Below are 24,026 nucleotides of genomic sequence, written 5' to 3' on the forward strand. Positions count from 1 at the left end.
CGTTCGCCGGTGCGGGTTCTGCCGCCGACTTCGTCGGTGGTGGTCCCTACCATGGTGCACGCCCTGCCCGACAGGTCTGTCGTGGTGGTCCAGTACGCTTTTCGAACGTCTGTTCGGGGATGGCCGAATACCGAAGGGAACCGTTGTGGCTGACCGCCTTGTCGTTCGCGGCGCGCGCGAGCACAACCTGCGGGGCGTGGACCTCGACCTGCCGAGGGACAGCCTCATCGTGTTCACCGGCCTGTCCGGCTCCGGCAAGTCCAGCCTCGCGTTCGACACGATCTTCGCCGAGGGCCAGCGCCGCTACGTCGAGTCGCTCTCGGCGTACGCCCGGCAGTTCCTCGGCCAGATGGACAAGCCGGACGTCGACTTCATCGAGGGCCTGTCGCCCGCGGTGTCCATCGACCAGAAGTCGACCAGCCGCAACCCGCGGTCGACCGTCGGCACCATCACCGAGGTCTACGACTACCTGCGGCTGCTGTACGCCCGCGCGGGCAAGGCGCACTGCCCGACCTGCGGCGAGGCGATCTCCAAGCAGACCCCGCAGCAGATCGTGGACCAGGTGCTGGCGATGGCGGCGGGCACCAAGTTCCAGGTGCTCGCGCCGGTCATCCGGGGCCGCAAGGGCGAGTACCTGGACCTGTTCTCCACCCTCCAGTCGCAGGGCTACTCGCGCGCGAAGGTCGACGGCGTGGTCTACGCGCTGGGCGAGGTGCCCAAGCTGAAGAAGCAGGAGAAGCACCACATCGCGGTGGTGATCGACCGGCTCAGCGTCAAGGCGAGCTCGAAGCAGCGGCTGACCGACTCGGTGGAGACCGCGCTGCGGCTGGCGGACGGCCTGGTCGAGCTGGAGTTCGTGGACGTGCCGGAGAACGACCCCGGCCGCGTCCGGGGCTTCTCGGAGAACCTGGCCTGCCCGAACGGCCACCCGCTGGCGATCGAGGACCTGGAGCCCCGGTCGTTCTCGTTCAACTCGCCCTACGGCGCGTGCCCGACGTGCACCGGCATCGGCGTGCGCAAGGAGGTCGACCCGGAGCTGGTGGTGCCGGACGACGAGTTGTCGCTGGCCGACGGCGCGATCGCGCCCTGGGCGTCCGGGCAGACCGCCGAGTACTTCACCCGGCTGCTGGAGGCGCTCGGCCTGACCATCGGGTTCCGGATGGACACCGCGTGGCGGCAGCTGCCCGCGAAGGTGCAGAAGGCGATCCTGCACGGCGTGCCCGAGCAGGTGAACGTCCGGTACAAGAACCGGTACGGCCGCGAGCGCTCGTACTACGCGAACTACGAGGGCGTGATCCCGTTCCTGGAGCGCCGCCAGGAGCAGACCGAGTCCGAGTACATGCGGGAGAAGTACGAGGGCTACATGCGGGAGGTGCCGTGCCCGGTGTGCCAGGGCACCCGCCTCAAGCCGGAGATCCTGGCCGTCACGCTGCACCACGGGCGCAAGGGCGACAAGTCCATCGCCGAGGTGTGCGCCATGTCGGTGGCGGAGTGCTCGGAGTTCCTGGACGGCCTGAAGCTGGCCAGGCGCGAGGCGATGATCGCGGGCGCGGTGCTGAAGGAGATCCAGGCCCGGCTGCACTTCCTGCTGGACGTGGGCCTGAACTACCTGTCCCTGGACCGGGCGTCCGGCACGCTCTCCGGCGGTGAGGCGCAGCGCATCCGGCTGGCCACCCAGATCGGGTCGGGCCTGGTCGGCGTGCTCTACGTGCTGGACGAGCCGTCGATCGGGCTGCACCAGCGGGACAACCACCGGCTGATCGAGACCTTGACCCGGCTGCGCGACCTGGGCAACACGCTGATCGTGGTCGAGCACGACGAGGACACCATCCGCACCTCGGACTGGGTGGTCGACATCGGTCCGGGCGCCGGCGAGCACGGCGGCAAGGTGGTGCACAGCGGCCCGTACAAGGAGCTGCTGAAGAACAAGGAGTCGATCACCGGGGCGTACCTGGCGGGGCGCAAGCAGATCCCGATGCCCGCCAGCCGCCGCAAGGTCGACAAGAAGCGGCAGCTCACCGTGGTGGGCGCGCGGGAGCACAACCTGCGCGGCATCGACGTGTCGTTCCCGCTGGGCTGCCTGGTCTCGGTGACCGGCGTGTCCGGCTCGGGCAAGTCGACGCTGGTCAACGACATCCTGGCGACCGTGCTGGCGAACAAGCTGAACGGCGCGCGCCAGGTGCCCGGCCGGCACACCCGCATCCGCGGCCTGGACCAGGTGGACAAGCTGGTGCAGGTCGACCAGTCGCCGATCGGCCGCACACCCCGCTCGAACCCGGCCACCTACACCGGCGTGTTCGACCACATCCGCAAGCTGTTCGCGGCGACCACCGAGGCGAAGGTGCGCGGCTACCAGCCGGGCCGGTTCTCGTTCAACGTCAAGGGCGGCCGCTGCGAGGCGTGCGCGGGCGACGGCACCATCAAGATCGAGATGAACTTCCTGCCGGACGTCTACGTCCCGTGCGAGGTGTGCAAGGGCGCCCGGTACAACCGGGAGACCCTGGAGGTGCACTACAAGGGCAAGACCATCTCCGAGGTGCTGGACATGCCGATCGAGGAGGCGGCGGCGTTCTTCGAGCCGATCAACGCGATCCACCGCCACCTGCGGACCCTGGTCGACGTCGGCCTCGGCTACGTCCGGCTGGGCCAGCCCGCGCCGACGCTGTCCGGCGGCGAGGCGCAGCGGGTGAAGCTGGCGTCGGAGCTCCAGAAGCGCTCGACCGGCAAGACCGTCTACATCCTGGACGAGCCGACCACCGGCCTGCACTTCGAGGACATCCGCAAGCTGCTGGGCGTGATCAACGGCCTGGTGGACAAGGGCAACACGGTCATCGTGATCGAGCACAACCTGGACGTCATCAAGACCTCCGACTGGGTGGTCGACATGGGTCCGGAGGGCGGCTCGGGCGGTGGCATGGTCGTCGCCGAGGGCACGCCCGAGGAGGTCGCGGACGACGAGGACAGCTACACCGGCCAGTTCCTGCGCGAGGTCCTGGGCACCGGCAGCACGGCAGCGGCGGCGGGCTGACCCCCGCGAACACCGCCGACACCGCGCACCCAGCCGGCCCGCCGAGTCGACGACCCGGCGGGCCGAGCCGGTTCCGGAGTCCCCCGAATGGCTCACTGGTGCGGCCGTTCGCCCTGGACGACCATCTTGGCCATGCCGCTGAAGACCACGCCGCTGAAAAACGTGCCGCTGAAGACCGTGCTGGTGAGGACCGTGCGATTCAAGACCGGGCTGTTGAAATCGGTGCTGTTGAAATCGGAGCAGCCGAAATCCGGGCGGCTGAACTCGTACCGCTTCCGCAGCGTCTGGCAGGCCGCCCTCCCGCCGGGTGAGATGTTCGACGTGCTGGCCGACCTGGGCAGCTACCCGCAGTGGTGGCCGGAGGTCCGGGAGGCGCGGCAGATCGCCGAGCACGCCGCCGAGCTGCGCTGCCGGTCCCTGCTGCCCTACGACCTGGTCTTCCAGACCTGGCACAACGCCAAGGAGCGCGCGTCCGGGGTGCTCAAGGCCGACCTGGTGGGCGACCTGGACGGCACGGCGAGCTGGCGCATCCTGCCCGACGGCAGGGGTTCCCGGCTGGTCTACGAGCAGGAGGTCACGGTCCGCAAACCGCTCCTGCGCACCCTCGCGCTGATCGGCCGCCCGTTCCTCAAGGCCAACCACGAGCTGATGATGCGCAACGGCCAACGCGGCCTGCGCACCTACCTCGCCGGCTTCCAGGCGGCTCGGCGCAGCTGACGCACCGGCCTCTTCGCCGGCCCGGCACCGACCGGGCGGGAAGAGGACCGACGACGGGTGAACCTCCTCGGCGCGCCGTCCGTGTTGGTGGCAGTCGGTTGCCGCAGCGGATGTGAGCGATCACCCCAAGGAGGTTCACCATGACCCGCACTCGTGCGGCCGTTCTCGGGACTGCCGCCCTCATCGGGATCGCGTTGCTCGGCGCGTGCGGCGAGGCGACGCAGGCCGGCGCGCCTCATCCCACCGCCCAGGAAGCGCGAATCGTTGTGGCGGAACAGGAAACACCCGATGCCGCCGCAGCCGACGGCCCCGCGCTCGCCACCGCGGTCGTGTCCGGCCTGGGCACGGTGCTCACCGACGGCGAGGGCCTGACGCTGTACCGCTTCGACAAGGACACCGCGAACCCATCACTGTCCACCTGCGACGGTGACTGCGCCGCCAAGTGGCCGCCCGCCCTCGCGACCTCCGCCGACGTGGAGGTGCAGGGCGTGGACAAGGTCCTCGTCGGCACCGTCCAACGCGACGACGGCACCAAGCAGCTCACCGTGGGCGGCTGGCCGGTGTACCGCTTCGCGCAGGACGCCGCGCCCGGCGAGGCCAAGGGGCAGGGTGTGGGCGGCACGTGGTTCGTGGCCGCGCCGGACGGCAAGAAGGCCGCGAAGGCCGCCACCGGTCTGGCGCTGACCACCGCGTCGGTGGGCGACCTCGGCACCGTGCTGACCGACAAGGACGGCATGACGCTGTACCGCTTCGACAAGGACACCGCCAACCCCTCCCTGTCCAACTGCAACGGCGACTGCGCCGTGAAGTGGCCGCCGCTGGTGGCCGAGTCGGACGACTTCGCGGTGCAGGGCGTGGACCGGACGTTGGTCGGCACCGTGCTCCGGGCGGACGGCAGGAAGCAGGTCACCGTCGCGGGTTGGCCGCTCTACCTGTTCGCCGACGACAAGGTGTGCGGCGAGGCCAAGGGTCAGGGCGTGGGCGGCGTGTGGTTCGCGGCCAAGCCGGACGGCAGGAAGGCCGGCGTCTGAGCAGGACCTCGCGAAGTCCCTGCAGACTCCTCGAAGAACCCTTGCAGACTCCCGAAGACCGCGCGCAAGACCCTCGAAGACCCCCTGAACAACCCCTCGAAGATGCCAGTGCCCCGCCGGAAGGAGTCCGGCGGGGCACTGGCGCGCGGTGGTCACACCACGAGGCTGAGCAGTGCCGCGACCGCGAACCCCACCACGGACAGGATGGTCTCCAGCACCGTCCACGTCTGCAGGGTTTCCTTGACCGACAAGCCGAAATACCGCGACACGATCCAGAACCCGCCGTCGTTCACGTGCGAGGCGATGATCGAACCGGACGCGATCGCCATGACCACCAGCGCCAGTTGCGGCTGCGAGTAGCCGAGTTCGGTTACGACGGGTGCGACGATGCCGGTCGTGGTCACGATCGCCACGGTCGCCGAGCCCTGCGCGATCCGCATACCGCAACTGATCACGTAGGACAGTGCGATCACCGGCAGCCCCAGGTCGGACAGCTCGGTCGCCAGCACGTTGCCCACGCCGGTCGCCGACAGCACCGCGCCGAAGAACCCGCCCGCGCCGACGACGAGCAGGATCATCGCGACCGGTCGCAGCGAGGCCGCCGACAGCTCGGTGACCTGCGCCCGCGTCATGCCGCGCCGGTACCCCAGCAGCCAGAACGCCAGCAGCACCGCGATGGTCAACGCGACGGCGGGCGTGCCGAGGAACGTGAACACGCCGAGCACCGTGGAACCCTTGGGCAGCAGGATGCTCCCGAACGTCCCGGACAGGATCAGCACCAGCGGCACCGCGATGATCCCGAGCACCAGCGACAACGGCGGCTCGTCACGCGACTCGTCGCCCCGGACCTTCTCCGCCGCCGCCAGCATCTCCTCCGGCACCGGCACGACGATCCGCTTGCCGACCCACGCCGAGAAGATCACGCCGCCGATGAACCACGCCGGGATCGCCACGGCCAGCGCCATGATGATGATCCAGCCCAGCGACACGTGCAGCAGACCCGCCGCCGCGACCGGTCCGGGGTGCGGCGGCATGAACGCGTGCATCACGGACAGGCCGGCCAGCAACGGCAGCGCGTACAGCACGATCGACCGGCCGCTGCGCTTCGCCGCGACGTAGACCAGCGGTGCCAGCACGAAGATGCCGATGTCGAAGAACACCGGGACGCCGAAGATCAGGCCCGCCAGGCCCATCGCGAGCGGCGCGCGCTTCTCGCCGAACGACTTGAGCAGCGACCGGGTCAGCACCTCGGCGCCGCCGGAGGCCTCCAGGATGGCGCCGAGCAGCGTGCCGAGGCCGATGATCGCGGCCACGTGCCCGAGGATGCCGCCGAACCCGTTCTCCAGCAGCGACCCGGAGGCCTTCTGGGCGGAGCCGACCAGCTTCTCGACCGGCAGGCCGGCGGCCAGCGCCACCAGCAGGCCGACCACCAGCAGGGCGATGAACGGCTCGACCTTGACCTTGATGATCAGCACCAGCAGCAGGGCGATGCTCAGCGCCGACAGCGTGAGCAGCCCCCCGGTGGAGTGCTGCAACCAGTCGATCATGCGCGGCTCCGGGTGTTTCGCAGGGAGTGGCCGGGCAGGGCGTCGGTGCGCCTGCCGTCGTCGATCACCGGCACGCCGTTGACGAGGACGTACGGGATGCCCGCGGCGGCCTGCCGGGGCTCGTCGAAGGTCGCGGTGTCCGCCACCGAGTCAGGGTCGAACAGCACGAGGTCCGCCGCGAAGCCTTCCTTCACCAACCCCCGGTCGGTCAGGCGCAGGCGTCCGGCGGCGCGTCCGGTCAGGTGCGCCACGCACTCCTCCAGGCCGAGGACGCCGAGTTCGCGCACGTACCGCGCCAGGTAGCGGGGGAACGTGCCCCACGCGCGGGGGTGCGGCCGGTCGCCGACCAGCAGCCCGTCGCTGCCCCCGGTGTGCGCGGGGTGCCGCATGATCGCCTGCACGTTCTCCTCGTGGCCCACGTGCATCAGGCACGACGTGCCGAGCCGTTCGGCGATCAGCACGTCGAAGTACAGGTCGGCGGGGGACTTCCCGGCGGTCCGCGCGGACGCCGCCACGCTGTGCCCGACGAGGTGCGCGTGTTCGGCCTTCCGCACGCCGTTGATCTCGATGGTGTCCCAGTCGACCGGCACGCCGTGGCACCCGTCCGACCCGGTCTCCTCGATCTCCACCCGGATGCGTTCCCGGGTGTCCACGTCGGACAGCCGGGCCAGCGTCGCGTCGGGACCGCCCTCGCCGCTCCAGCTCGGCAGCAGCGCGGACAGGTAGGTCGCGCCCGGCAGGTACGGGTAGGTGTCCAGGGTGATGTCCGCACCCTTCGCGATCGCGTCGTCCAGCAACGACAACAGCTCGCCCGCGCGTCCCCGGTTCACCTCGAAGTTCATCGTGGCGTGCGCCAGGTGCAGCGGGCAGCCGGACTCCCGCGACACGTCCACCATCTCGGCGTACGCCTCCAGCGCGCCCGCGCCGTAACTGCGGTGGTGCGGGCTGTAGAACCCGCCGTGCTCGCCGACCACCCGGCACAGCGCGACCAGTTCGTCCACCCCCGCGTACATGCCCGGCGTGTAGGTCAGGCCCGACGACATGCCGACCGCGCCCTGTGCCAACGACTCCGCGAGCACGGACCGCATCCGGTCCAGCTCGGCCTCGGTCGCCGGCCGGTCGTCCCAGCCCACGCACAGCATCCGCAGCGTGCCCTGCGGCACCAGGTAGGCGGCGTTGACCGCGATGCCCCGGTCGAGCCGGTCCAGGTACTCGCCGACCGTCCGCCAGTCCCAGTCGAAACCGGCCGGGTCGTCGTTCCAGCCGGCGAGCTGGGCGCGCAGCGCGGCCAGCACGTCGTCGTCGACCGGCGCGTAGGACAGCCCGTCCTGGCCGATGACCTCGGTCGTCACGCCCTGCGAGACCTTGGCCAGGTGGTCGGGCCTGGCCAGCACCTGGAGGTCGGAGTGGGAGTGCATGTCGATGAAGCCGGGCGCGAGCACGAGGCCGTCGGCGTCGACCGTCCGCAGGCCGCTCACCGAACCGATCCCGGCGATCCGGCCGTCCCGCACGCCCACGTCCGCCCGGTAGCCGGGCGCGCCGGTGCCGTCCACCACCCGCGCGCCCTTGAAGACGATGTCCACGCCGTCGTCCCTTCTCAGAAGTACGTGCGCACGAGGTCGACCACGGTGGTGCCGTCGACGACCGGGAGCAGTTGCCACTTGTCGAACACCGTGCAGGGGTGGGAGAGCCCGAAGCCCACCCAGTCGCCGACCTCCACCGTGGAGTCGGCGGGCAGCCGCAGGAACGTGTGCTGGTCGTTGAGCGCGGTGACCACACCCGTGGCCGGTCGCTCCACGCCGTCCCGACCGCGCACCACCTGCGGTTCGGGCAGGCCCTCGTCGAACGACGCGTCCCGCTTGCCCATGGTCAGCAGCGCCAGCTCCGGCTCCGGCTTGGACGTCACCTGCGCCCACGCCCGCAGCGCCGACCGGAACGGCTGCTCACCCGCCCCGCGTCCCAGCGGCGAGATCCCCCGGTAGAAGCCGTCGTCGTGGGTGATGTACGCGCCGCTGCGCAGGACCGGCCGCACCGGGAACGGCCACGGTGCGGTCAGCGCCGCCGCCACCTGGTCGAAGTACGCGCTGCCGCCTCCGGTGACGATCGGCTCGTCCACCTCGAACAGGTCCCTGATCCGGAAGACCAGTTCGCGCAGGACGCCCAGGTATCCGTCCACAGCGGACAGCGCCGGCGCGGAGGCGTCGTGCGCCAAAGCGCCCTCGTACCCGCCGACACCGGCCAGCCGCAGCGCCGGGCTCTGCGCGGCGGCTTCCGCGACCTCCACCGCCGTCGCCAGGTCGCGGGCGCCGGTCCGCCCGCCGGGCGCACCCAGCTCCACCAGGACGTCGACCGGGCGTTCCGGCGAACCCAGCGCCTCGGTCATGCGCCGGACCCCGGCCACGGAGTCCACCCAGCAGGTGAACTCGAACGACGGGTCGGCGGCGAGTTCCGCGGCCAGCCACGCCAGCCCGGCCGGGTCCACGAGCTGGTTGGCCAGCAGCACGCGCCGCACCCCGAACGCCCGGTAGACGCGCAGCTGGCTGACGTTGGCGGCGGTGATCGCCCACGCCCCGTGGTCGAACTGGCGGGCGAACAGCTGCGGTGCCATGGTCGTCTTGCCGTGCGGGGCGAGCAGCACGCCGCGCGCCGCGCACCACGCCGACATGGTGGCCAGGTTGTGCTCCAGCGCGGCGGCGTCCAGCACGACCAGCGGTCCGACGAAGCCGTCGGCGAACAGGTCCAGCCGGCGGTCGGCCACCTCGCCTAGCGACGTGCCGAACGTGCTCGCGGGCAGGCCCTTGAACCGCCAGTCCACGTGCTCCCGACGGATCGCGGCCACGGCGTCGCGGTCGATGTCCACTGTCTCGCTCCTCACGTTGCGTATATCGCAACGGCTATTGCGCGATGTGATGCTGATCTGTGTAACATTCGGCTGCCGCCTCGTCAATCAAAGGGCTCGGAGGAGCGGATGCGGTTCGACCTAACGGGCGGCGTGGTGTGCCTGGGCGAGACCATGGTGGTGCTGGTGCCCGCCGAACCCGGTCCGGTGCGCGCGGCGCGCACCTGGACGCGGGCCATCGGCGGCGCCGAGTCCAACGTGGCCATCCACCTGGCGCGGCTGGGGCTGCGCAGCCGGTGGGTGGGCGCGGTGGGGGACGACGCGTTCGGCGGTGCCGTGCTCGACTTCGTCGGCGGCGCGGGCGTGGACGTGTCCGGCGTGCGGGTGGACCCGACCCGGCCCACCGGTCTCTACGTGAAGGAAGCGGACGCGGCGGGCAGCCCCGTCCGGTACTACCGGCGCGGTTCGGCGGCTTCCGCCCTCGGACCGGACCTGCTGGACCGGCTCCCGCTCGACGGCGTGCGGCTGGTGCACGTCAGCGGCATCACCGCCGCGCTGTCCGACAGCTGCCTGGGGCTGCTGCGCGAAGTCCTGTCCCGGCGCCGGGACCACCTGGTGTCGTTCGACCTCAACTGGCGGCCGGCGCTGTGGCCGGACCGCGACCCGTCCGTGCTGCTGGAACTCGCCGACGCGGCCGACATCGTGCTGACCGGCGCGGACGAGGCCGAAGCGGTGTGGGGCACGGGTGACCCGACCAAGCTGCGGGCGCTGCTGCCGACCCCGTCGAGCATCGTGGTGAAGCAGGGCCACCAGGGCGCGACCCTGGTGGAGGACGGGGAGTTCACCTACCAGGAGGCGCTGAAGGTCGACGTAGTGGAGCCGGTCGGGGCCGGTGACGGGTTCGCCGCCGGGTACCTCGCCGCGCACCTCGCGGGCCTGCCGCCGACCCGTCGGCTGCGCGCCGGCCACCTCCAAGCCGCCGCGGCGCTGCTCACCAGCGAGGATGTGGGGGAACCACTGCCGCCGGAGGTGACCGGGCCGTTGCTGGACGCCGATCCGCCGACGTGGGCCGCCGCGCACCTGAGGAGAGTGGGATGAGCCAGAGCCTGGACCGGGCGTTGACCCTGATGGGGGAGCTGGCGACCGGCGCGAAGACCTTGGACGAGCTGTCCGCCGTCATCGAGGTGCACAAGTCCACCACGCTGCGGCTGCTGCGCACCCTGGAGTCGCACCGGTTCGTGCGGCGCGACGGCGTGCACCACTACCGCCTGGGCACCGCGCTGTTCGACCTGGCCAACCGCGCGCTGGAGGAACGGGACGTGCGCCGTGCCGCCGAACCCGCCCTCCGCGACCTCAACGCCCGCTTCGGCTACACCGTCCACCTGGCGTCCTACGAGGGCGGCGAGGTGATCTACATCGACAAGTACGACAGCACGCACCCGATGCGGATGTACTCCCGCATCGGCCGCCGCGCCCCGCTGCACTGCACGGCCGTGGCCAAGGTCCTGCTGTCCGACCTGCCCGAGGCCCGCCGCCGCGAGGTCGCGGAGACCATCGACTACGTGCCGCTGACCGCGAACACCATCACCACGCCCGCCGCGTACCTGGCCGAGCTGGACCGCGTCCGGGAACACGGCTACGCGGTGGACAACGCCGAGCACGAGGACTTCATCCACTGCGTCGCCGCACCGATCAGGGGCTCGCGCGGCGAGGTGCTCGCCGCCGTGTCGATGTCCGTGCCGAAGGTGATGCTGGACTTCGACGGCCTCATCGGCCACCTCCCGGACCTGCTGGCCACGGCACGAGCCGCGTCCATCGAGTGCGGCTGGTCCCCCCGCGACTAGCACCGCCGGATCCCCCGAGCGACCTCGCCGGCTTCGGCGGGCCGAGGCAACCACCCACCACCACCACAGGAGCAGAAGCATGGCCAAGACTGAGATCCGCACCGCGAACGCACCCAAGCCGGTGGCGTCGTTCTCGCAGGGCGTCCGCAAGGGCAACGTGCTCCAGGTCGCGGGCCAGGTCGCGTTCGACCCCGCCACCAACGCCATCGTCGGCGAGACGGTGGCCGAGCAGACCCGGCAGGCGCTGGCCAACGTGGCCGCCGTGCTGGAGGCGGGCGGCGCTTCCCTGGACGACGTGCTGATGCTGCGCGTCTACCTCACCGACACGTCCCACTTCGGCGAGATGAACGAGGTCTACAACGAGATCGTCACGCAGCAGCCGTTCCCCGCGCGCACCACGGTCTACGTGGGCCTGCCCGCCGGCCTGCTGGTGGAGATCGACGCGCTCGCCGTCGTCGACTGAGCATGACCCGGCACAGCCGCGCACCGGACCGCGGTGTACTTCTGCCGGTCGTTCTGCGTGGTGTCGCAAGGGTTTCGGGGGTTGACTCGAGCCGACCCCCGACGAGCGTCACGGAAGGACCCACGGCGATGGCCGGCAACGCCTCACCGATCGGCTGACCGGAGTTCGGCGGCCCGCGAGCGGCACTCACCCGCCGCGTCCGGGTCACCGAGGTCGCCGTGCACTTCGGCCAGCACGTCGAGCACCGAGGCCAACCGGTGGTGCCGGTGCTCGACGAGCAGCTCGGCCGCTTCGACCAGCTCGGCACGCGCCTGGACCAGGTCGCCGAGCCGGCACAGCGCCAACCCGCGCAGGTGCCGGGAGTCGCAGGTGCTGCTGGGTGCGGTGGCGGCGACCGAGTGCCGCAACGCCTCGGTCGCCGCCTCGAACACCTCCGACCACCGCCCCAGCTCGGCCAGGCTGTCCGCGGTCCGCACCAGCAGGCTCGCCTGCATCTCCTCGGCCATCACCGGGGCCAGCTCCAGCACCCCCGACCGGACGTTCGCCAGCAGCCGCCGGTGCACCTCGACGGCCTCGTCGTACTGGCGCAGCCCGTGCAGCACCAGCCCCAGGCACGACAGCGAGATCTGCTCGCCCAGCACGTACCCGGCCCGCCGGAACAACGCCTGGGCCCGTCCCGCGCTCTCCTTCGCCGACGCCAGGTCGCCGGACCGGAGTTCGGACGCGGCGCGGTAGTGCATCGCCCAGGCCTGCTCCTTGACGTCACCCGACGCGGTGGCGGCCGACCACGCCTCCCCGTGCAGCGCGAGGGCCTCCCGCGGTCGGCGCAGCAGCACGCACAGCGTCCAGGTCAGGAAGTTCAGCTGCACGGCCTCGTCCCGCACGCTGCCCAACGCCCGCGCCGCCGCGACCCCGGCGGTGAACACCTCCACCCACGTCTCGCCGCGCCCGCGCTGGTCGGAGTACCAGTGCACGGCGGTCGCCACGTCCAGCACCTCGCGGTGCATCCCGTGCCCGGCGGCCCACCGCAGCCCACCCAGCCAGTTGGACGTCTCGGCGGTCAGCCACGCGTCCGCGTCCTCCCGGCCGCGCAGCGACCCCGCCGGCGTGTCCCGGGCATCCGGGCCGAAGAACCCCGCCGCGGTGACCGCCGTGCCGATCAGCCGGCCGACCAGCCGCCGCCGGACCTCCTCGTGGTCGGGCTCCTCGTCCACCAGCCGTTCCCCGGCGAACACCCGGAGCAGGTCGTGGAACGCGTACCGGCCGGGCGTCTCGGCGCTGTCCAGCAGGCTCATGTCCACCAGCTCCTCCAGCGTGTCCTCGGCGGTGAACCGGTCGACGTCCGCCGCCACCGCCGCGAGCTCCGGCGTCCACGACGCGCCGGGCACCAGCGACAGCCGGCGGAACAGCAGCGCGGCCTTGGCCCCGAGCTGCCGGTAGGACATCTCGAACGCGGTGCGCACCTGGAGGTCGCCCGCCGTCAGCGCGGACAGCCTGCGCCGTTCGTCGGCCAGCTTGTCCGCCAGGTACCGCACCGTCCACTTCGGACGCCCGGCCAGCCGGTTGCCCGCGATCCGCAGCGCCAGCGGCAGGTGCCCGCACAGCGCCGCCACCTGCCGGGCCGCCTCCCGCTCGGCCGCCACCCGGTCCGGTCCGGCGATGACGCCCAGCAGCTCCACCGACTCGGCCGGCCCGAGCACGTCCAGCCCGAGCCGGGCCACCGCCGCCAGCCCGCCCAGCACCTGCCGGGACGTGATCAGCACCAGCGATCCCTTGCCGGTGGCCAGCAGCGGGCGCACCTGGGCCTCGTCGGCGGCGTTGTCCAGCACGATCAGCGTGGACCGCTCGCGCAGCAGCTCCCGGTACAGGTCCGACCGCTCGGCCTCGCCCGCCGGCGGGTCCTCCACGCCGAGCGCCGACAGCACCCGGTGCACGACCTCCACCGGGTGCACCGGCCGCGAGTCCATGCCCCGCAGGTCGAAGAAGAAACGCCCGTCGGGGAACCGCTCCGCGAACCGGTACCCGGCCCGCACCGCCAGGCTCGTCTTGCCCGCGCCCGGCGGACCGTGCACGACGATCACCGGCGTCGTCCCGGCGGCCTCGGCGAGCGCCCGCAACGCCGGTTCGCGCCCGGTCAGGTCGGTGACGTCCGGCGGCAGCGCGCACGGCGTCCCCACCACCGGCTGCCGCCGCGCGCGGCCCTCCTTCGCGGCGGAGGCCAGGGCGTGCAGCTCCTCCGGCGTCAGCGCCAGCACCCCGGCCAACGCCTCCACCGTGCGCCGCTGCGGACCCCTGGCCCGACCGCGTTCCATGTCGCTGATGGCGCGGATGCTGACCCCGGAGCCTGCCGCCAGCTCCTCCTGGGTCAGCTTCGCGCGCCGCCGGTGCCCTCGCAGCAGATCGCCGAACCTCGTCCCCACTGCTCCGACCCTACTGCGCGCCAAGTCCCCCGGTTCCGGCGTGGGAGCTGGTATTGCTTCGGGCATGAAGTGGTACGCGGATCGGCTGGGGCGGTTGGCGCGGCAGGTCGTCGCCGACCTGCTGGCGGTGGCGTGGGTGTGGTTCTGGGTCACGGTGGCCCTGGCCGCGCGGGAGGTGGTGCTGGCGCTGCGCGCGCCGGGCGACGGGCTGACCAGGGCGGGCGGGGGCCTGCGGGACACGTTCGCCGACGCCGCGGCGAAGGCCCGTGACGTGCCGCTGGTCGGCGGGAAGCTGGGGGAGGCCCTGGACCGGGGCCGGGACGCGGGCGGCACGCTGGTCGACGCGGGCAACACCCAGATCGAGGCGGTGGAGACCGGCGCGCTGTGGCTGACCATCGCGCTGATCGCCGTGCCGGTGGCGTTCCTGCTGGTCACCTGGCTGCCGCTGCGGGTCCGCTACGCCCGCCGAGCCGCTGCCGTGCAACGGTTGCGCGACACCGGCAGGCACGACCTGCTCGCGTTGCAGGCCCTCAACAGCCTGCCGCTGCGGGAGCTCGCCCGCTTCGACACCGACCCCGCCGACGGGTGGCGACGCCACGACGAGCGGGTCATCGAGCGGTTGGCCGCCCGGCAGCTCGCGGTGTACGGCGTGCGGAGCAGGCCGGGGTGGGTGTCGACCCCGACCTGATCCGCCGATCACTGCCGCCGGTGCCAGAACACCCGGCCGTCGGGCCCGTAGAGCACCACGTTCCCGTCGGTCTGCACGATCAGCCGGTCCGCCGCCGTGCCGTAGGTCGACGTGTGCCACCGCGCCACGCCGGCGTCGGAGTAGAGCACGAGGTTCCCGTCCGGCTGGAGCACCGCGCGGGTCACGTCACTGCCCCAGGTGTTGGTGTGCCACAACGGCTCCCCGTACGCCGTGTACAGCACGAGGTTGCCGTCGGTCTGCATCTTCAGCCGGAACGCGCCGTCCGTGGACGCCTTGCTCTGTCCCGCGCTCAACGACTCGCCCGACAGCAGCCGGTCCGCGCCGGGCTGGGCGGGGGTCGGAGGTCCCAGGTACAGCAGCAGGTTCGGCGTGCCGGGTCCGGCGTCGGCGATCCGCCCGCGGGTGGCCCCGTAGGCGAGCGCGTACTGCACCTGCTGCGGTCCGTCGGCCGGACGCGCGGCCAGGTGCAGCGCCGCGGCACCCGCGACGTGCGGCGCGGCCATCGACGTGCCGTCCATGTACGCCGAAGCCGTGTCGTCCGTGTACCAGGCGGAGGCGATGCCGACACCGGGCGCGTACAGGTCCGCGCACGTCCCGAAGTTGGAGAACGAACCGCGCACGTCGCGGCCGTCCGACGCGGCCACCGTGATCGCGCCCTCGACACGTGCGGGGGAGCGGAGGCACGCGTCCTGGTTGCCGTTGCCCGCCGCCGCGACGTAGGTCACGCCGGAGTCGATGGATCGCCGCACGGCCGTGTCGATCAGGTCGTTGACGCCGCTGCTCAGGCTCATGTTCGCGACCGCCGGGCGGACGTGGTTCGCGGTCACCCAGTCCACGCCCGCGACCACCGCGGACACCGTGCCCGATCCGCCGCAGCCGAGGACCTTCACCGCGTGCAGCCGCGCCGCCTTGGCCACGCCGTAGGAACCGCCGCCGATCGTGCCGGCGACGTGCGTGCCGTGGCCGTTGCAGTCGGAGTCGTCCGTGTCGATCGCGTTGAAGTCGAACGAAGCCCGCCCGCCGAAGTCGGAGTGGGACGTCCGGATGCCCGTGTCGACCACGTAGACGTGTGCGGCCTGACCGGACTTCCCGTAGCTGTACGTCTGGTCCAACGGCAGGTCGCGCTGGTCGATGCGGTCCAAGCCCCAGGAGGACGTGCCCTCCAGCCGGACCACCCGGTCCTGCGCCACGTAGGCGACATCGGGGTCGACCGCGAGCCGCCGTGCGGCCGACTCGGGCATCGCGGCGGAGAACCCCTGCACCGCGGCGCGGTACCGGTGGGCGACCCGAGCCCCGACCCGGCCCGCGACGGCGTCCGCCTTGCGCGCGTCCTCCAACACCACGATGTAGCGGCCGGCGACGGCGTCGGCGGCGTTCGCGCCCACGATGTCGCCCTGTGCGGAGGCCGGGGTGGCGGCGAGTGCCAGTGCCAGCGCCGAGACGGTGCCGACACCGGCCGACCGTCTCCAGGGCGCGCCGAACTCTCCCATGTCGGGTCTCCCTCGTACGGGTACTTGACGGCAGAGAGGTTCGCGCGAACCGCCGAGAAGCCTAGGCAGCCCGTCTCCCGACCACAATCACCATCGGGTGAACGACGGGAAGCGGTGGAAGACGGGCCGCGGCGCCGGGGCGGAGAGGGTCAGTACACCGGTCCGGTGAACTTCTCGCCCGGTCCCCGGCCCGGCTCGTCCGGCACGGCCGACGCCTCGCGGAACGCCCGCTGCACGGACTGCAGGCCCTCGCGCAGCGGACCCGCGTGCGGGCCGAGGTACTCCGCCGACGCGGTGACCAGGCCGGCCAGCGCGGTGATCAGCCGGCGGGCTTCGTCGAGGTCGCGGCGGGGGCTGGTGTCCGGGTCCTCGTCGGCCAGGCCGAGGCGCTCGGCGGACGCGGAGAGCAGCATGATCGCCGCCTTGCTGATCACCTCGATGCTGGGAACGTCGGACAGCTCGCGGACGTTGTCTTCAGGCAGGTCGGTCACGGCAGCATTCTCGCAACCGCCCCGAACGGGTCGCCGGTTCGGGGGTTGACAAGCCCGTCTGCTACTATTCTCCGCGCGACCAGTCCCCACACGTGTGGGGACGGCAAGTGGAGCACCCGCTCCCACCCGCGTCCCACCGCTCGCAGGTGGCCGGGTCCGGTCACCTCGACGGGTGGACTGCGCCCTTCGTTGTGCGATCGGTCGGAAGCGGGCCTCACGCCGGACAGGTGTGGGGCCTCTTGTCTTTGGCGCACAACGAGTCACAAAGGACGTGAATGACAAGTCCCTCGAACCGAGGTGCCCCCGTCAGCACCGAGCCGCGCATCAACGACCGCATCCGCGTGCCCGAGGTTCGTCTGGTCGGGCCGAACGGCGAGCAGGTCGGGATCGTTCGCATCGAGGACGCGCTCCGACTCGCCCAGGAATCGGATCTCGACCTCGTCGAGGTCGCCGCGCAGGCTCGGCCGCCGGTCTGCAAGCTCATGGACTACGGCAAGTTCAAGTACGAGAGCGCGCAGAAGGCCCGCGAGTCGCGCCGCAACCAGCAGCTGACGGTCATCAAGGAGCAGAAGCTCCGGCCGAAGATCGACCCGCACGACTACCTGACGAAGAAGGGCCACGTGGCCCGCTTCCTGTCGCACGGGAACAAGGTCAAGGTGACCATCATGTTCCGGGGCCGTGAGCAGTCCCGGCCGGAGCTGGGTTACCGGCTGCTGCAGCGGTTGGCGGAGGACGTCGCGGAGCTGGGCTTCGTCGAGTCGAACCCGAAGCAGGACGGCCGCAACATGATCATGGTGTTGGCGCCGCACAAGACCACGAAGACCCGCCCGGTGAAGAACGAGCAGGACCCTGCCGACGACACCGAGGCCGCCGGGTCTGTCGAGGAGTGACCTCCCGGCCTCCGGGCCGGGAGCCAGCACGGCCGCCCCATCCCGGTGGCTGCACGAGACGAGGACGGAAATGCCCAAGAACAAGAGCCACAGCGGGACCTCCAAGCGTGTGAAGGTCACCGGTAGCGGCAAGCTCATGCGCGAGAAGGCCGGCAAGCGCCACCTGCTGGAGAAGAAGTCCAGCAAGCTGACCCGCCGCCTCTCCGGCGCCACCGAGGTCGCCAAGAACGACGTGCCGCGGCTGAAGAAGCTGCTCGGGCTCTGAGCTCTTCCACTCCCCCATGAACACCGGGGCTTGACCAGCCCCACGAGATCGACAGGATGGACCCGTGGCACGCGTCAAAAGGGCCGTGAACGCCCAGAAGAAGCGCCGTACCACCCTTGAGCTCGCCAGCGGCTACCGCGGCCAGCGTTCGAGGCTGTACCGCAAGGCCAAGGAGCAGGTGCTCCACTCGCTCAACTACGCGTACCGCGACCGCCGTGCGCGCAAGGGCGACTTCCGGAAGCTGTGGATCCAGCGCATCAACGCCGGTGTCCGGGCCAACGGCATGACGTACAACCGCTTCATCCAGGGCCTGCGCCTCGCCGAGATCGAGGTGGACCGCAAGATCCTGTCCGAGCTGGCCATCAGCGACCCCGGCGCCTTCAGCGCGCTGGTCGAGCTCGCGAAGGCCGCGCTGCCCGCCGACGTGAACGCGCCCGTCGAGGACGAGGCCTGAGCGTCGCACCACGACCCGAGGATGCTCCGTTCACCGAACGGACTCCTCGGGTCGTTGCCGCTCGGCGCCTGACCAGGCGCTCCGGCCGCGACCGCGCCGGGCGCTTCCTGGCCGAAGGCGCGCAGGCGGTGCGCGAGGCGCTCGCCTGGTCCGCCGCCGGCCGCGGCCGGGTGCACGAGCTGTTCGTCACGGCGGTCGCGGCTTCGCGCAACCCGGAACTGGTGCGCGACGCGGTGGACGCCGGTGTGCCGGTGAGCGGTGTCACCGACAAGGCGGCCGCCGCGCTGTCGGAAACCGTGACGCCGCAGGGCATCGTCGCGGTCTGCGACCTGGTCGACGTGCCGCTGTCGCTGGCCGGCGCGCGACTGGTGGCCGTGCTGCACGGCGTGGCCGACCCCGGCAACGCCGGCACCGTGGTCCGCGTCGCGGACGCCGCCGGAGCCGACGCGGTGGTCTTCGCCGGCGACACCGTCGACCCGCACAACGGCAAGTGCGTCCGGTCGTCCACCGGCAGCGTCTTCCACCTGCCGCTCTCCCGGTCGCGGGCCGCGGACGAGGTGTTCGCCGCCTGCCGCGCAGCGGGCCTGTGCCTGGTGGCCGCCGACGGCTACGCCGAGGAGGACCTGGTCACCGCCGACCTGCGCGGCGACCTGGAACGCCCCACCGCGTGGGTCTTCGGCAGCGAAGCCCACGGCCTGCCGGACGAGGTGGTGGCAACCCTCGACACCGCCCTCAAGGTCCCGATCTACGGCGGCGCGGAAAGCCTCAACCTGGCCACCGCCGCAGCCGTCTGCCTCTACGCCTCGGCCCGCGCCCAACGCACCGCCCGCTGACACCAGCGCCGCCTGCGTCCATACGTGCGCCCAGCGCACCGCCCGCCGACGAGCCCGGCCGCGCCGACTCTCGCGCCTGCGTCGATACGCGCGCCCAACGCCCCACCCGCTGACGAGCCCGGCCGCGCCGACTCCCGCGCCCGAACCGCCCGAGCCGCCCGCGCCCATCGCGCTTCGAGCAGCCGGCTCACCGAGGGGCCGGAGCCCGCAGCCGTTCAGGCGCGCAACCCCAAGACGTCCCGCGCCCGCCCCTCGAGGTCGCTGTCGATCCCGAGGCGCCCGCCCCGCTGACATCCGAGCGGTTCGCGCCGACCCGCGCACCACGTTCCGGATGTGCCGCTGTCAGTCCTCCAACCGCTTGGTCAGCGCCCGCAGCACCGGGTCGCCGGAGGTCGGCTTGTCCTGTGCCCGCAGCGACTCCTCCAGCACGTTCGCGGTGTCGCCGATGATCTGCGGCGGCGACGTGTCGGTCACCATGCCCGCCGCCCGCCGCGCCTCGGCCTCCGCGTTCACCGCGTCACCGGACTCCAGCAGGAACCGCGCACCGCGCTGCGCCAGGAACGTCTGCCAGTCCACGTCCCCGAGCCGGGCCGCCAACTCCTCGGCGACGCCGTTCTGCTCCACGGCCTCCGCGTGCTCACCGGCGTGCAGGTGCAGGAACGCCCGGATCGCCGCGATCCGCGCGGCGAGGTGCATCCGGTGCTCCTCGTCCTCCACCGAGGACAGCAGCACCTCCGCCGACTCCAGCGCGGTGACGCACTCGTCGTGCTCCTCCGTGGGCAGTGCCGCCGCCGCTTCGACCCAGGACCCGGCGGCCTCGGTTTCGTCCGGCACCTCCTGCCACGACCGGGCGGCTTCCGCGTACGCCCGCGCGCCGTCCAGCGGCTCGTCGAGCCGGCGCAGCACGCCGCCGAGCACGTCCAGCACCAGCGCCCGCCGCCACGGCTCGTCGGCGGGCACCAACGGCAGCGCGACCTCCAGGTGCCGGCGGGCGGCCTCGTTCTCGTCCAGCCGCGAGCACGCCTGCGCCAACCGGTACCGCACCGGCACCACGACGTCGTAGGACACGTCCTGGCCCTCGATGACGCGGACGGCTTCCTCCAGCGCCTCGGCCGCCTCCACGAACCGGCCCGACTTCAGGTACCCGCCGGCCAGCGCGTGGCACGCCTTCGCCACGTCTTCCGGCACCCCGAGCTCGTGCCCGACCGAGATCGCGGTGCGCAGGTCCTCCAGGTGGTGCTCCTCCACCCCGAGCCGCTCCACCGACGCCACCCGCTGCCGGTGCGTCTCGGCGGTCCACGGGCCGCGCGGTGTGCTGAACGCGGCGACGAACTCGGCCGCCGTCTCCACCGCCGCAGGGGAGCCCTGCACGGTCTCGACCTTCAGCCGCAGCCGCAGCGCGTCGAACCGCACCGACGACGGCGGCGCGGTCGCCAGCACGTCGGCGATCAGCGCCGACGCCTCGTCGAGCTGCCCGGTGGTGGCCAGGTGCTGAGCGAGGTCGCACCTCGCCCTGGACACCAGCCCGGGCGCCTCCAGCTCGGCCAGTGCCAGCGCCGACCTCACCAGCTCGCCCTGCTCGTCCGACTCGTCCGCGTCCGCCAGCAGGTCCGCCAGCAGCAGCCGGGTCAGCACCCTGGTGTACGGGGTGCCGGACCGGTCGGCCTCGGCGACGCACTCGCGGGCCGTCACCGCCGCCGCGACCGGCCCCTCGCGCTCGGCCCCCATCACCGCGGCCCGGCAGCGGTACCGGTTGGCCAGGTCGGTCTCGCCCGCCGCCGCCAGCCGCCGCACCGCCACGTCCAGTTCGGCCAGCACCTCCGGCAACGGCTGCCCCGGCCGCGCGACCGCCGCCCGCCGCGCCGCGACCACCGCCGCCAGTCCTTCCGGCAGCAGCGGGTCCAGGTCGGCGGGCAGCGAGCGGAGCAGCCGGATGCCGGTGAGGAAGTCACCCCCGTCGAACGCCTCGCTCATGCGCCGGGCCAGCTCCACCGGATCGGCCACGGTCGGCGGCTCCTCCTCCGGCTCGGGCACCGGCACCGCGGCGACCGGCACGGCCAGCGGCACGTGCACGGTGTCCGGCGCGGCCAGCTTCGCCCGGATGCGGCGGCTCACCGCGTCGGTGCCGTTGCGCGCGTCGAAGCGGGCCGCGATCTCCAGCGCCCGCGTCTCCAGCAGGGCCCGCAGCTCGATCGTGGACAGCACCTCCACCTGCCCGTCGCGGGGCACCGCGAAGTCGACCTGCCCGTCGACGCGGCTGAGCAGCAGCGCGCCACCGGCCGCGAAGTGCATGGCCTGCGACGGCGAGGGGGAGTGGTGCACCCGGTGCAGCTGCCGTCGCAGCAGCTCCACGCCGCGCTGCACGTTCCCGGAGGTCGCGCAGAACACCAGGTGGTCGTCCAGGTAGCCGCCGTACTGGTCGTCGCGCACCAGCCGGTACGCCACGGTGTGCGCCTGCCGCGCCCGGTCCAGGTCGCCCAGCACCACGAAGGCCGGCGCGAGCGTCGTCAGGATGCCCTGCGGCTGGGTCGCGCAGCCGGTGTCCTTCTCCAGCTGGTGCTCGGCGTGCGCGACGGCCTCGGCGTACCGGCCCTGCCGGATCAGGTGCCCGGCCTGCTCCTCGACGACGCACGCCTCGCAGTCGCTCATCGGGCCGCGGTCCATCGCCAGGTAGCGGGCGAAGTGCTCGCGGTAGGCGTCCTCGTCGCCGACGTGCTCGGCGAGGTCCGCGCGCGCCCCGTGCACCGGTTGCAGCGAGAACCCGTGCTGCTGGTAGCGGGTCGCCAGCTGCTCCAGCACCGACTCCACCTGCGCCAGCGAGAAGCGCGGGTCGGCGATCAGGCCGCTGACGATCCACTTGTGCGCCCAGTCGTAGCTGTGCGTCTCCCACTCGTCGAACGCGGTCGGGTCGCGCTTCTCGGCCGCGCCGCACCACGCGAACGGGGCCAGCATCAGGTCGTAGCGCCCCAGGTCGTAGGCGGACCGGAGCAGCGCGATCCGGCAGCTCACCGCCAGCGGCAGGTGGTCCACCGCGTCGGCGGTCCGCGCCGCGCGCTCCAGCGCCTCGTGCCGCGCCATGCCCTCGGGCAGGTGGTACGCCTCCACGAACTGCTGTTCGGCGGCGTTCTTCTCCTCGCTCACGAGTGCCCTCCGACGGCGCGGTCCAGCAGTTCCAGGAACGAACGGTTCAGCGCGGCGGTGTCCTTGGGGCGCATCGGCCGCCGGGCCTGGAGCAGGGCGTGCACGTACAGCGACTCCACGGTCAGCTCCACCAGCGCCGAGTCGTTCAGCCCGGCCAGCCGGCGCACCAGCGGGTTGCGGCAGTTGAGCACCAGCCGCTGGGAGGCGTCCGACTCGGACGACACCAGGCTGCCCAGCAGCTCCGCCCACAGCGGGTCGGCCTGCTCGCCGGCCTGCTCGACGTCCCGCTTGCGCTCGCCCTCCACGTTGGTGACCAGCAGCGCGGGCAGCGAACCGGGGTCGAAGTCGCGCGGCACGGCCTCGCAGTCGTGCCGCTCCAGCACGTCCTTGGCCAGCGCCAGCCGGTCGCGCAGCGCCCGCTCGACGTCCGGCTCCGGCTCGCCCAGCGCGGCCAGCACCTCGTTCGGCGCCACCCGCCGGGCCGCCGCGGGACCGTCCAGCGCCACCAGCCGGTCCATGATCTCCACGTCGTAGGCGTAGCCCGCGTTCAGCAGCCCCATGCCCTGCGCGTGCGCGACCGGCGCGAGCTGGCGGAACTCGTCCACGTCCGGCACGTACGCGACGGAGCCGTGCTTGCGCTTGAACTGGCGCAGCGACTGCCCGCCGTCGGTGGTCTCGAACGGCAGCCACCGCTCGACCAGCCGCAGCATCTCGTCGTCCACCCTGGCCAGCGACTTGATGCCGAGGTGGTGCGCGTCCAGCAGGGCCGACGTGCGGTCCGGGTCGGTCGCGTCCAGCCGCACCAGCCAGTCCCGCACCTGCCTGCCCAGCTCCTCGCGCACCGCGAGCAGCGTCTCGTCCTGGTAGAGCGACTCGCGGCTGGCGGTCGGCCGCAGCGACGACGAGTCGACCACGCACCGGATGAAGTAGGCCCACTCCGGCAGCAGGCCCTCGATGGAGTCGCCGACCAGCATCCGCTTCAGGTACACCCGGTGCGACTGGCGCGCGCCGGGGTGCACGCCGCGCGGCAGCACGTACGCGACACCGGTCAGGCCCACGGTCGGCACCTCGACCGGGATCGCGTCGAACGGCTGCACGCCCAGCACCCGCGCCCCGTAGCCCAGCGCGTCCTGCGCCCACGGCAGCGTCTCGCTGGTCACCACCTCGCCCGCGACCACCACCCGGACCGGCAGCAGCTCGCCGTACTCGACCACCAGCGCGCGCACCACGTCGCGCTCCAGCCAGTGCTCCGAGTCCCGGTTGGGCACCAGCTCGATGGTGGTGCCGACGGGGACCTCCCGGTCGGCACCAGCTCCGTCGAGCACCTCCACCTCGTAGTCGCCCGCCGCGTTCGCCGTCCAGCGCACCGCCGGCCCGCCCTTCGCGGACCGCGACACCAGCCGGATCCGCTCGGCGACCAGGAACGCGGACAGCAGGCCCACGCCGAACTGGCCGAGGTAGCCCTGTCGGGCGAACCCCAGCTCGTCCCGCTTGGACGTGCGGCCGAGGGTGGACAGCAGGTCGTGCACCTCGCGCTCGGTCAGACCGATGCCGGTGTCGGAAATGCGCAGGGTGCCGCCGGTGCCGGAGTCGATCGGCTCGATCACCACCTCGCCGGGCGCGTCCGGTCGGAGCGCGCGGCGGGCGGTGATCGCGTCCACCGCGTTCTGCAGCAGCTCACGCGCGTAGACGCGGGGACTGCTGTAGAGGTGGTGGCTGAGCAGGTCGATGATCCCGCGCAGGTCGACACCGAAGGTGTGTGCCATGGGAGTGCGATTCACCTCGGGTCAAGGTCACGTAGGACGGTCGATTCTAGGCTCGCGTCGATGGCGGCGGACCCGGTTTTCGGCGGTTCGCCCGCCGG

The 24,026-nt window shown here is 72.4% G+C and carries 20 protein-coding genes; 11 read left to right on the forward strand and 9 right to left on the reverse strand.

The features are described from left to right. The first annotated feature begins 145 nt into the window (after positions 1-145). Positions 146-3,028 (forward strand): excinuclease ABC subunit UvrA, encoded by a 2,883-nt coding sequence (uvrA, locus tag FHS29_RS12840; RefSeq protein WP_184690795.1) that lies wholly within the window; start codon positions 146-148, stop codon positions 3,026-3,028. Positions 3,029-3,120: 92 nt separating this feature from the next. On the opposite strand, the gene FHS29_RS38475 is transcribed toward uvrA, so the two are convergent. Next, positions 3,121-3,231 (reverse strand): hypothetical protein, encoded by a 111-nt coding sequence (locus FHS29_RS38475; RefSeq protein ID WP_184690796.1) that lies wholly within the window; start codon positions 3,229-3,231, stop codon positions 3,121-3,123. 19 nt (positions 3,232-3,250) lie between these two features. Here FHS29_RS38475 and FHS29_RS12850 point away from each other — a divergent pair, with 19 nt between their 5' ends. Then, entirely contained in the window at positions 3,251-3,745 is a 495-nt protein-coding gene (locus FHS29_RS12850; RefSeq protein WP_376774421.1) for an SRPBCC family protein, read from the forward strand. Between the two features lie 140 nt (positions 3,746-3,885). Next, positions 3,886-4,776, forward strand: a complete 891-nt coding sequence (locus tag FHS29_RS12855; protein WP_184690797.1) for a hypothetical protein — start codon at positions 3,886-3,888, stop codon at positions 4,774-4,776. A 152-nt stretch (positions 4,777-4,928) separates the two neighbouring features. Here the strand turns inward: FHS29_RS12855 and FHS29_RS12860 are convergent, their stop codons facing one another. Genes FHS29_RS12860 through FHS29_RS12870 form a run of 3 tightly spaced genes read right to left on the reverse strand, consistent with a single transcriptional unit; the run spans position 4,929 to position 9,183 of the window. Continuing rightward, on the reverse strand, positions 4,929-6,323 hold the full coding sequence (locus tag FHS29_RS12860) for a GntP family permease (RefSeq protein ID WP_184690798.1): 1,395 nt from the start codon (positions 6,321-6,323) through the stop codon (positions 4,929-4,931). Next, the gene (locus tag FHS29_RS12865) at positions 6,320-7,906 is read right to left on the reverse strand and encodes an N-acyl-D-amino-acid deacylase family protein (protein ID WP_184690799.1); all 1,587 of its coding nucleotides are present in this window, start codon (positions 7,904-7,906) and stop codon (positions 6,320-6,322) included. The genes FHS29_RS12860 and FHS29_RS12865 overlap by 4 nt, the downstream gene beginning before the upstream one ends. Positions 7,907-7,920: 14 nt before the next feature. After that, positions 7,921-9,183 (reverse strand): amino acid deaminase, encoded by a 1,263-nt coding sequence (locus tag FHS29_RS12870; protein ID WP_184690800.1) that lies wholly within the window; start codon positions 9,181-9,183, stop codon positions 7,921-7,923. Positions 9,184-9,291: 108 nt separating this feature from the next. On the opposite strand from FHS29_RS12870, the gene FHS29_RS12875 reads away from it, so the two are divergent. The 3 genes from FHS29_RS12875 (at position 9,292) to FHS29_RS12885 (ending at position 11,469) form a co-directional block, all read left to right on the forward strand. Beyond that, positions 9,292-10,260: a sugar kinase gene (locus FHS29_RS12875; protein ID WP_184690801.1), complete on the forward strand. Its 969-nt coding sequence runs from the start codon at positions 9,292-9,294 to the stop codon at positions 10,258-10,260. After that, positions 10,257-11,006 (forward strand): IclR family transcriptional regulator, encoded by a 750-nt coding sequence (locus tag FHS29_RS12880; RefSeq protein ID WP_184690802.1) that lies wholly within the window; start codon positions 10,257-10,259, stop codon positions 11,004-11,006. The genes FHS29_RS12875 and FHS29_RS12880 overlap by 4 nt, the downstream gene beginning before the upstream one ends. Before the next feature lie 79 nt (positions 11,007-11,085). Continuing rightward, positions 11,086-11,469, forward strand: coding sequence for a RidA family protein (locus tag FHS29_RS12885; RefSeq protein WP_184690803.1), 384 nt, complete (start codon positions 11,086-11,088; stop codon positions 11,467-11,469). A gap of 143 nt (positions 11,470-11,612) precedes the next feature. Here the strand turns inward: FHS29_RS12885 and FHS29_RS12890 are convergent, their stop codons facing one another. After that, positions 11,613-13,889 (reverse strand): ATP-binding protein, encoded by a 2,277-nt coding sequence (locus tag FHS29_RS12890; protein WP_312864891.1) that lies wholly within the window; start codon positions 13,887-13,889, stop codon positions 11,613-11,615. A 64-nt stretch (positions 13,890-13,953) separates the two neighbouring features. Here FHS29_RS12890 and FHS29_RS12895 point away from each other — a divergent pair, with 64 nt between their 5' ends. Further along, positions 13,954-14,577 carry a hypothetical protein gene (locus FHS29_RS12895; protein WP_184690805.1) on the forward strand — a complete coding sequence of 208 codons (624 nt, stop codon included), beginning with the start codon at positions 13,954-13,956 and terminating at the stop codon, positions 14,575-14,577. A gap of 8 nt (positions 14,578-14,585) precedes the next feature. On the opposite strand, the gene FHS29_RS12900 is transcribed toward FHS29_RS12895, so the two are convergent. Both FHS29_RS12900 and FHS29_RS12905 read right to left on the reverse strand, forming a co-directional pair. Then, positions 14,586-16,088 (reverse strand): S8 family serine peptidase, encoded by a 1,503-nt coding sequence (locus FHS29_RS12900; RefSeq protein ID WP_184690806.1) that lies wholly within the window; start codon positions 16,086-16,088, stop codon positions 14,586-14,588. A gap of 149 nt (positions 16,089-16,237) precedes the next feature. Continuing rightward, entirely contained in the window at positions 16,238-16,579 is a 342-nt protein-coding gene (locus FHS29_RS12905) for a DUF1844 domain-containing protein (RefSeq protein WP_184690807.1), read from the reverse strand. A gap of 275 nt (positions 16,580-16,854) precedes the next feature. Here FHS29_RS12905 and infC point away from each other — a divergent pair, with 275 nt between their 5' ends. The 4 genes from infC (at position 16,855) to FHS29_RS12925 (ending at position 19,021) form a co-directional block, all read left to right on the forward strand. Then, positions 16,855-17,469 carry a translation initiation factor IF-3 gene (gene infC, locus FHS29_RS12910; protein ID WP_184690808.1) on the forward strand — a complete coding sequence of 205 codons (615 nt, stop codon included), beginning with the start codon at positions 16,855-16,857 and terminating at the stop codon, positions 17,467-17,469. A 70-nt stretch (positions 17,470-17,539) separates the two neighbouring features. Then, the gene (gene rpmI / locus FHS29_RS12915) at positions 17,540-17,734 is read left to right on the forward strand and encodes a 50S ribosomal protein L35 (protein ID WP_015804175.1); all 195 of its coding nucleotides are present in this window, start codon (positions 17,540-17,542) and stop codon (positions 17,732-17,734) included. A 64-nt stretch (positions 17,735-17,798) separates the two neighbouring features. Next, complete coding sequence (rplT, locus tag FHS29_RS12920; RefSeq protein ID WP_184690809.1) at positions 17,799-18,188, forward strand: 50S ribosomal protein L20; 390 nt, start codon at positions 17,799-17,801, stop codon at positions 18,186-18,188. Further along, positions 18,185-19,021, forward strand: coding sequence for a TrmH family RNA methyltransferase (locus FHS29_RS12925; RefSeq protein WP_184690890.1), 837 nt, complete (start codon positions 18,185-18,187; stop codon positions 19,019-19,021). The genes rplT and FHS29_RS12925 overlap by 4 nt, the downstream gene beginning before the upstream one ends. Positions 19,022-19,363: 342 nt before the next feature. Here FHS29_RS12925 and FHS29_RS12930 read toward each other — a convergent pair whose 3' ends face one another. Then, entirely contained in the window at positions 19,364-22,162 is a 2,799-nt protein-coding gene (locus tag FHS29_RS12930) for a hypothetical protein (protein WP_184690810.1), read from the reverse strand. Then, complete coding sequence (locus FHS29_RS12935; protein WP_184690811.1) at positions 22,159-23,928, reverse strand: HSP90 family protein; 1,770 nt, start codon at positions 23,926-23,928, stop codon at positions 22,159-22,161. Before FHS29_RS12935 ends, FHS29_RS12930 begins: the two co-directional genes overlap by 4 nt. Positions 23,929-24,026 lie beyond the last annotated feature (98 nt).

The sequence above is a fragment of the Saccharothrix tamanrassetensis genome (assembly GCF_014203665.1).
In the GTDB taxonomy this organism is placed as follows: Bacteria; Actinomycetota; Actinomycetes; order Mycobacteriales; family Pseudonocardiaceae; genus Actinosynnema; species Actinosynnema tamanrassetense.

Bases quoted from the DNA above. Each gene is read 5' to 3' on its own strand.
- FHS29_RS12855 (WP_184690797.1), top strand. From the start codon at position 3,886: ATGACCCGCACTCGTGCGGCCGTTCTCGGGACTGCCGCCCTCATCGGG.
- FHS29_RS12860 (WP_184690798.1), bottom strand. From the start codon at position 6,323: ATGATCGACTGGTTGCAGCACTCCACCGGGGGGCTGCTCACGCTGTCG.
- FHS29_RS12875 (WP_184690801.1), top strand. From the start codon at position 9,292: ATGCGGTTCGACCTAACGGGCGGCGTGGTGTGCCTGGGCGAGACCATG.
- FHS29_RS12880 (WP_184690802.1), top strand. From the start codon at position 10,257: ATGAGCCAGAGCCTGGACCGGGCGTTGACCCTGATGGGGGAGCTGGCG.
- FHS29_RS12885 (WP_184690803.1), top strand. From the start codon at position 11,086: ATGGCCAAGACTGAGATCCGCACCGCGAACGCACCCAAGCCGGTGGCG.
- FHS29_RS12895 (WP_184690805.1), top strand. From the start codon at position 13,954: ATGAAGTGGTACGCGGATCGGCTGGGGCGGTTGGCGCGGCAGGTCGTC.
- FHS29_RS12900 (WP_184690806.1), bottom strand. From the start codon at position 16,088: ATGGGAGAGTTCGGCGCGCCCTGGAGACGGTCGGCCGGTGTCGGCACC.
- infC (WP_184690808.1), top strand. From the start codon at position 16,855: ATGACAAGTCCCTCGAACCGAGGTGCCCCCGTCAGCACCGAGCCGCGC.
- rpmI (WP_015804175.1), top strand. From the start codon at position 17,540: ATGCCCAAGAACAAGAGCCACAGCGGGACCTCCAAGCGTGTGAAGGTC.
- FHS29_RS12935 (WP_184690811.1), bottom strand. From the start codon at position 23,928: ATGGCACACACCTTCGGTGTCGACCTGCGCGGGATCATCGACCTGCTC.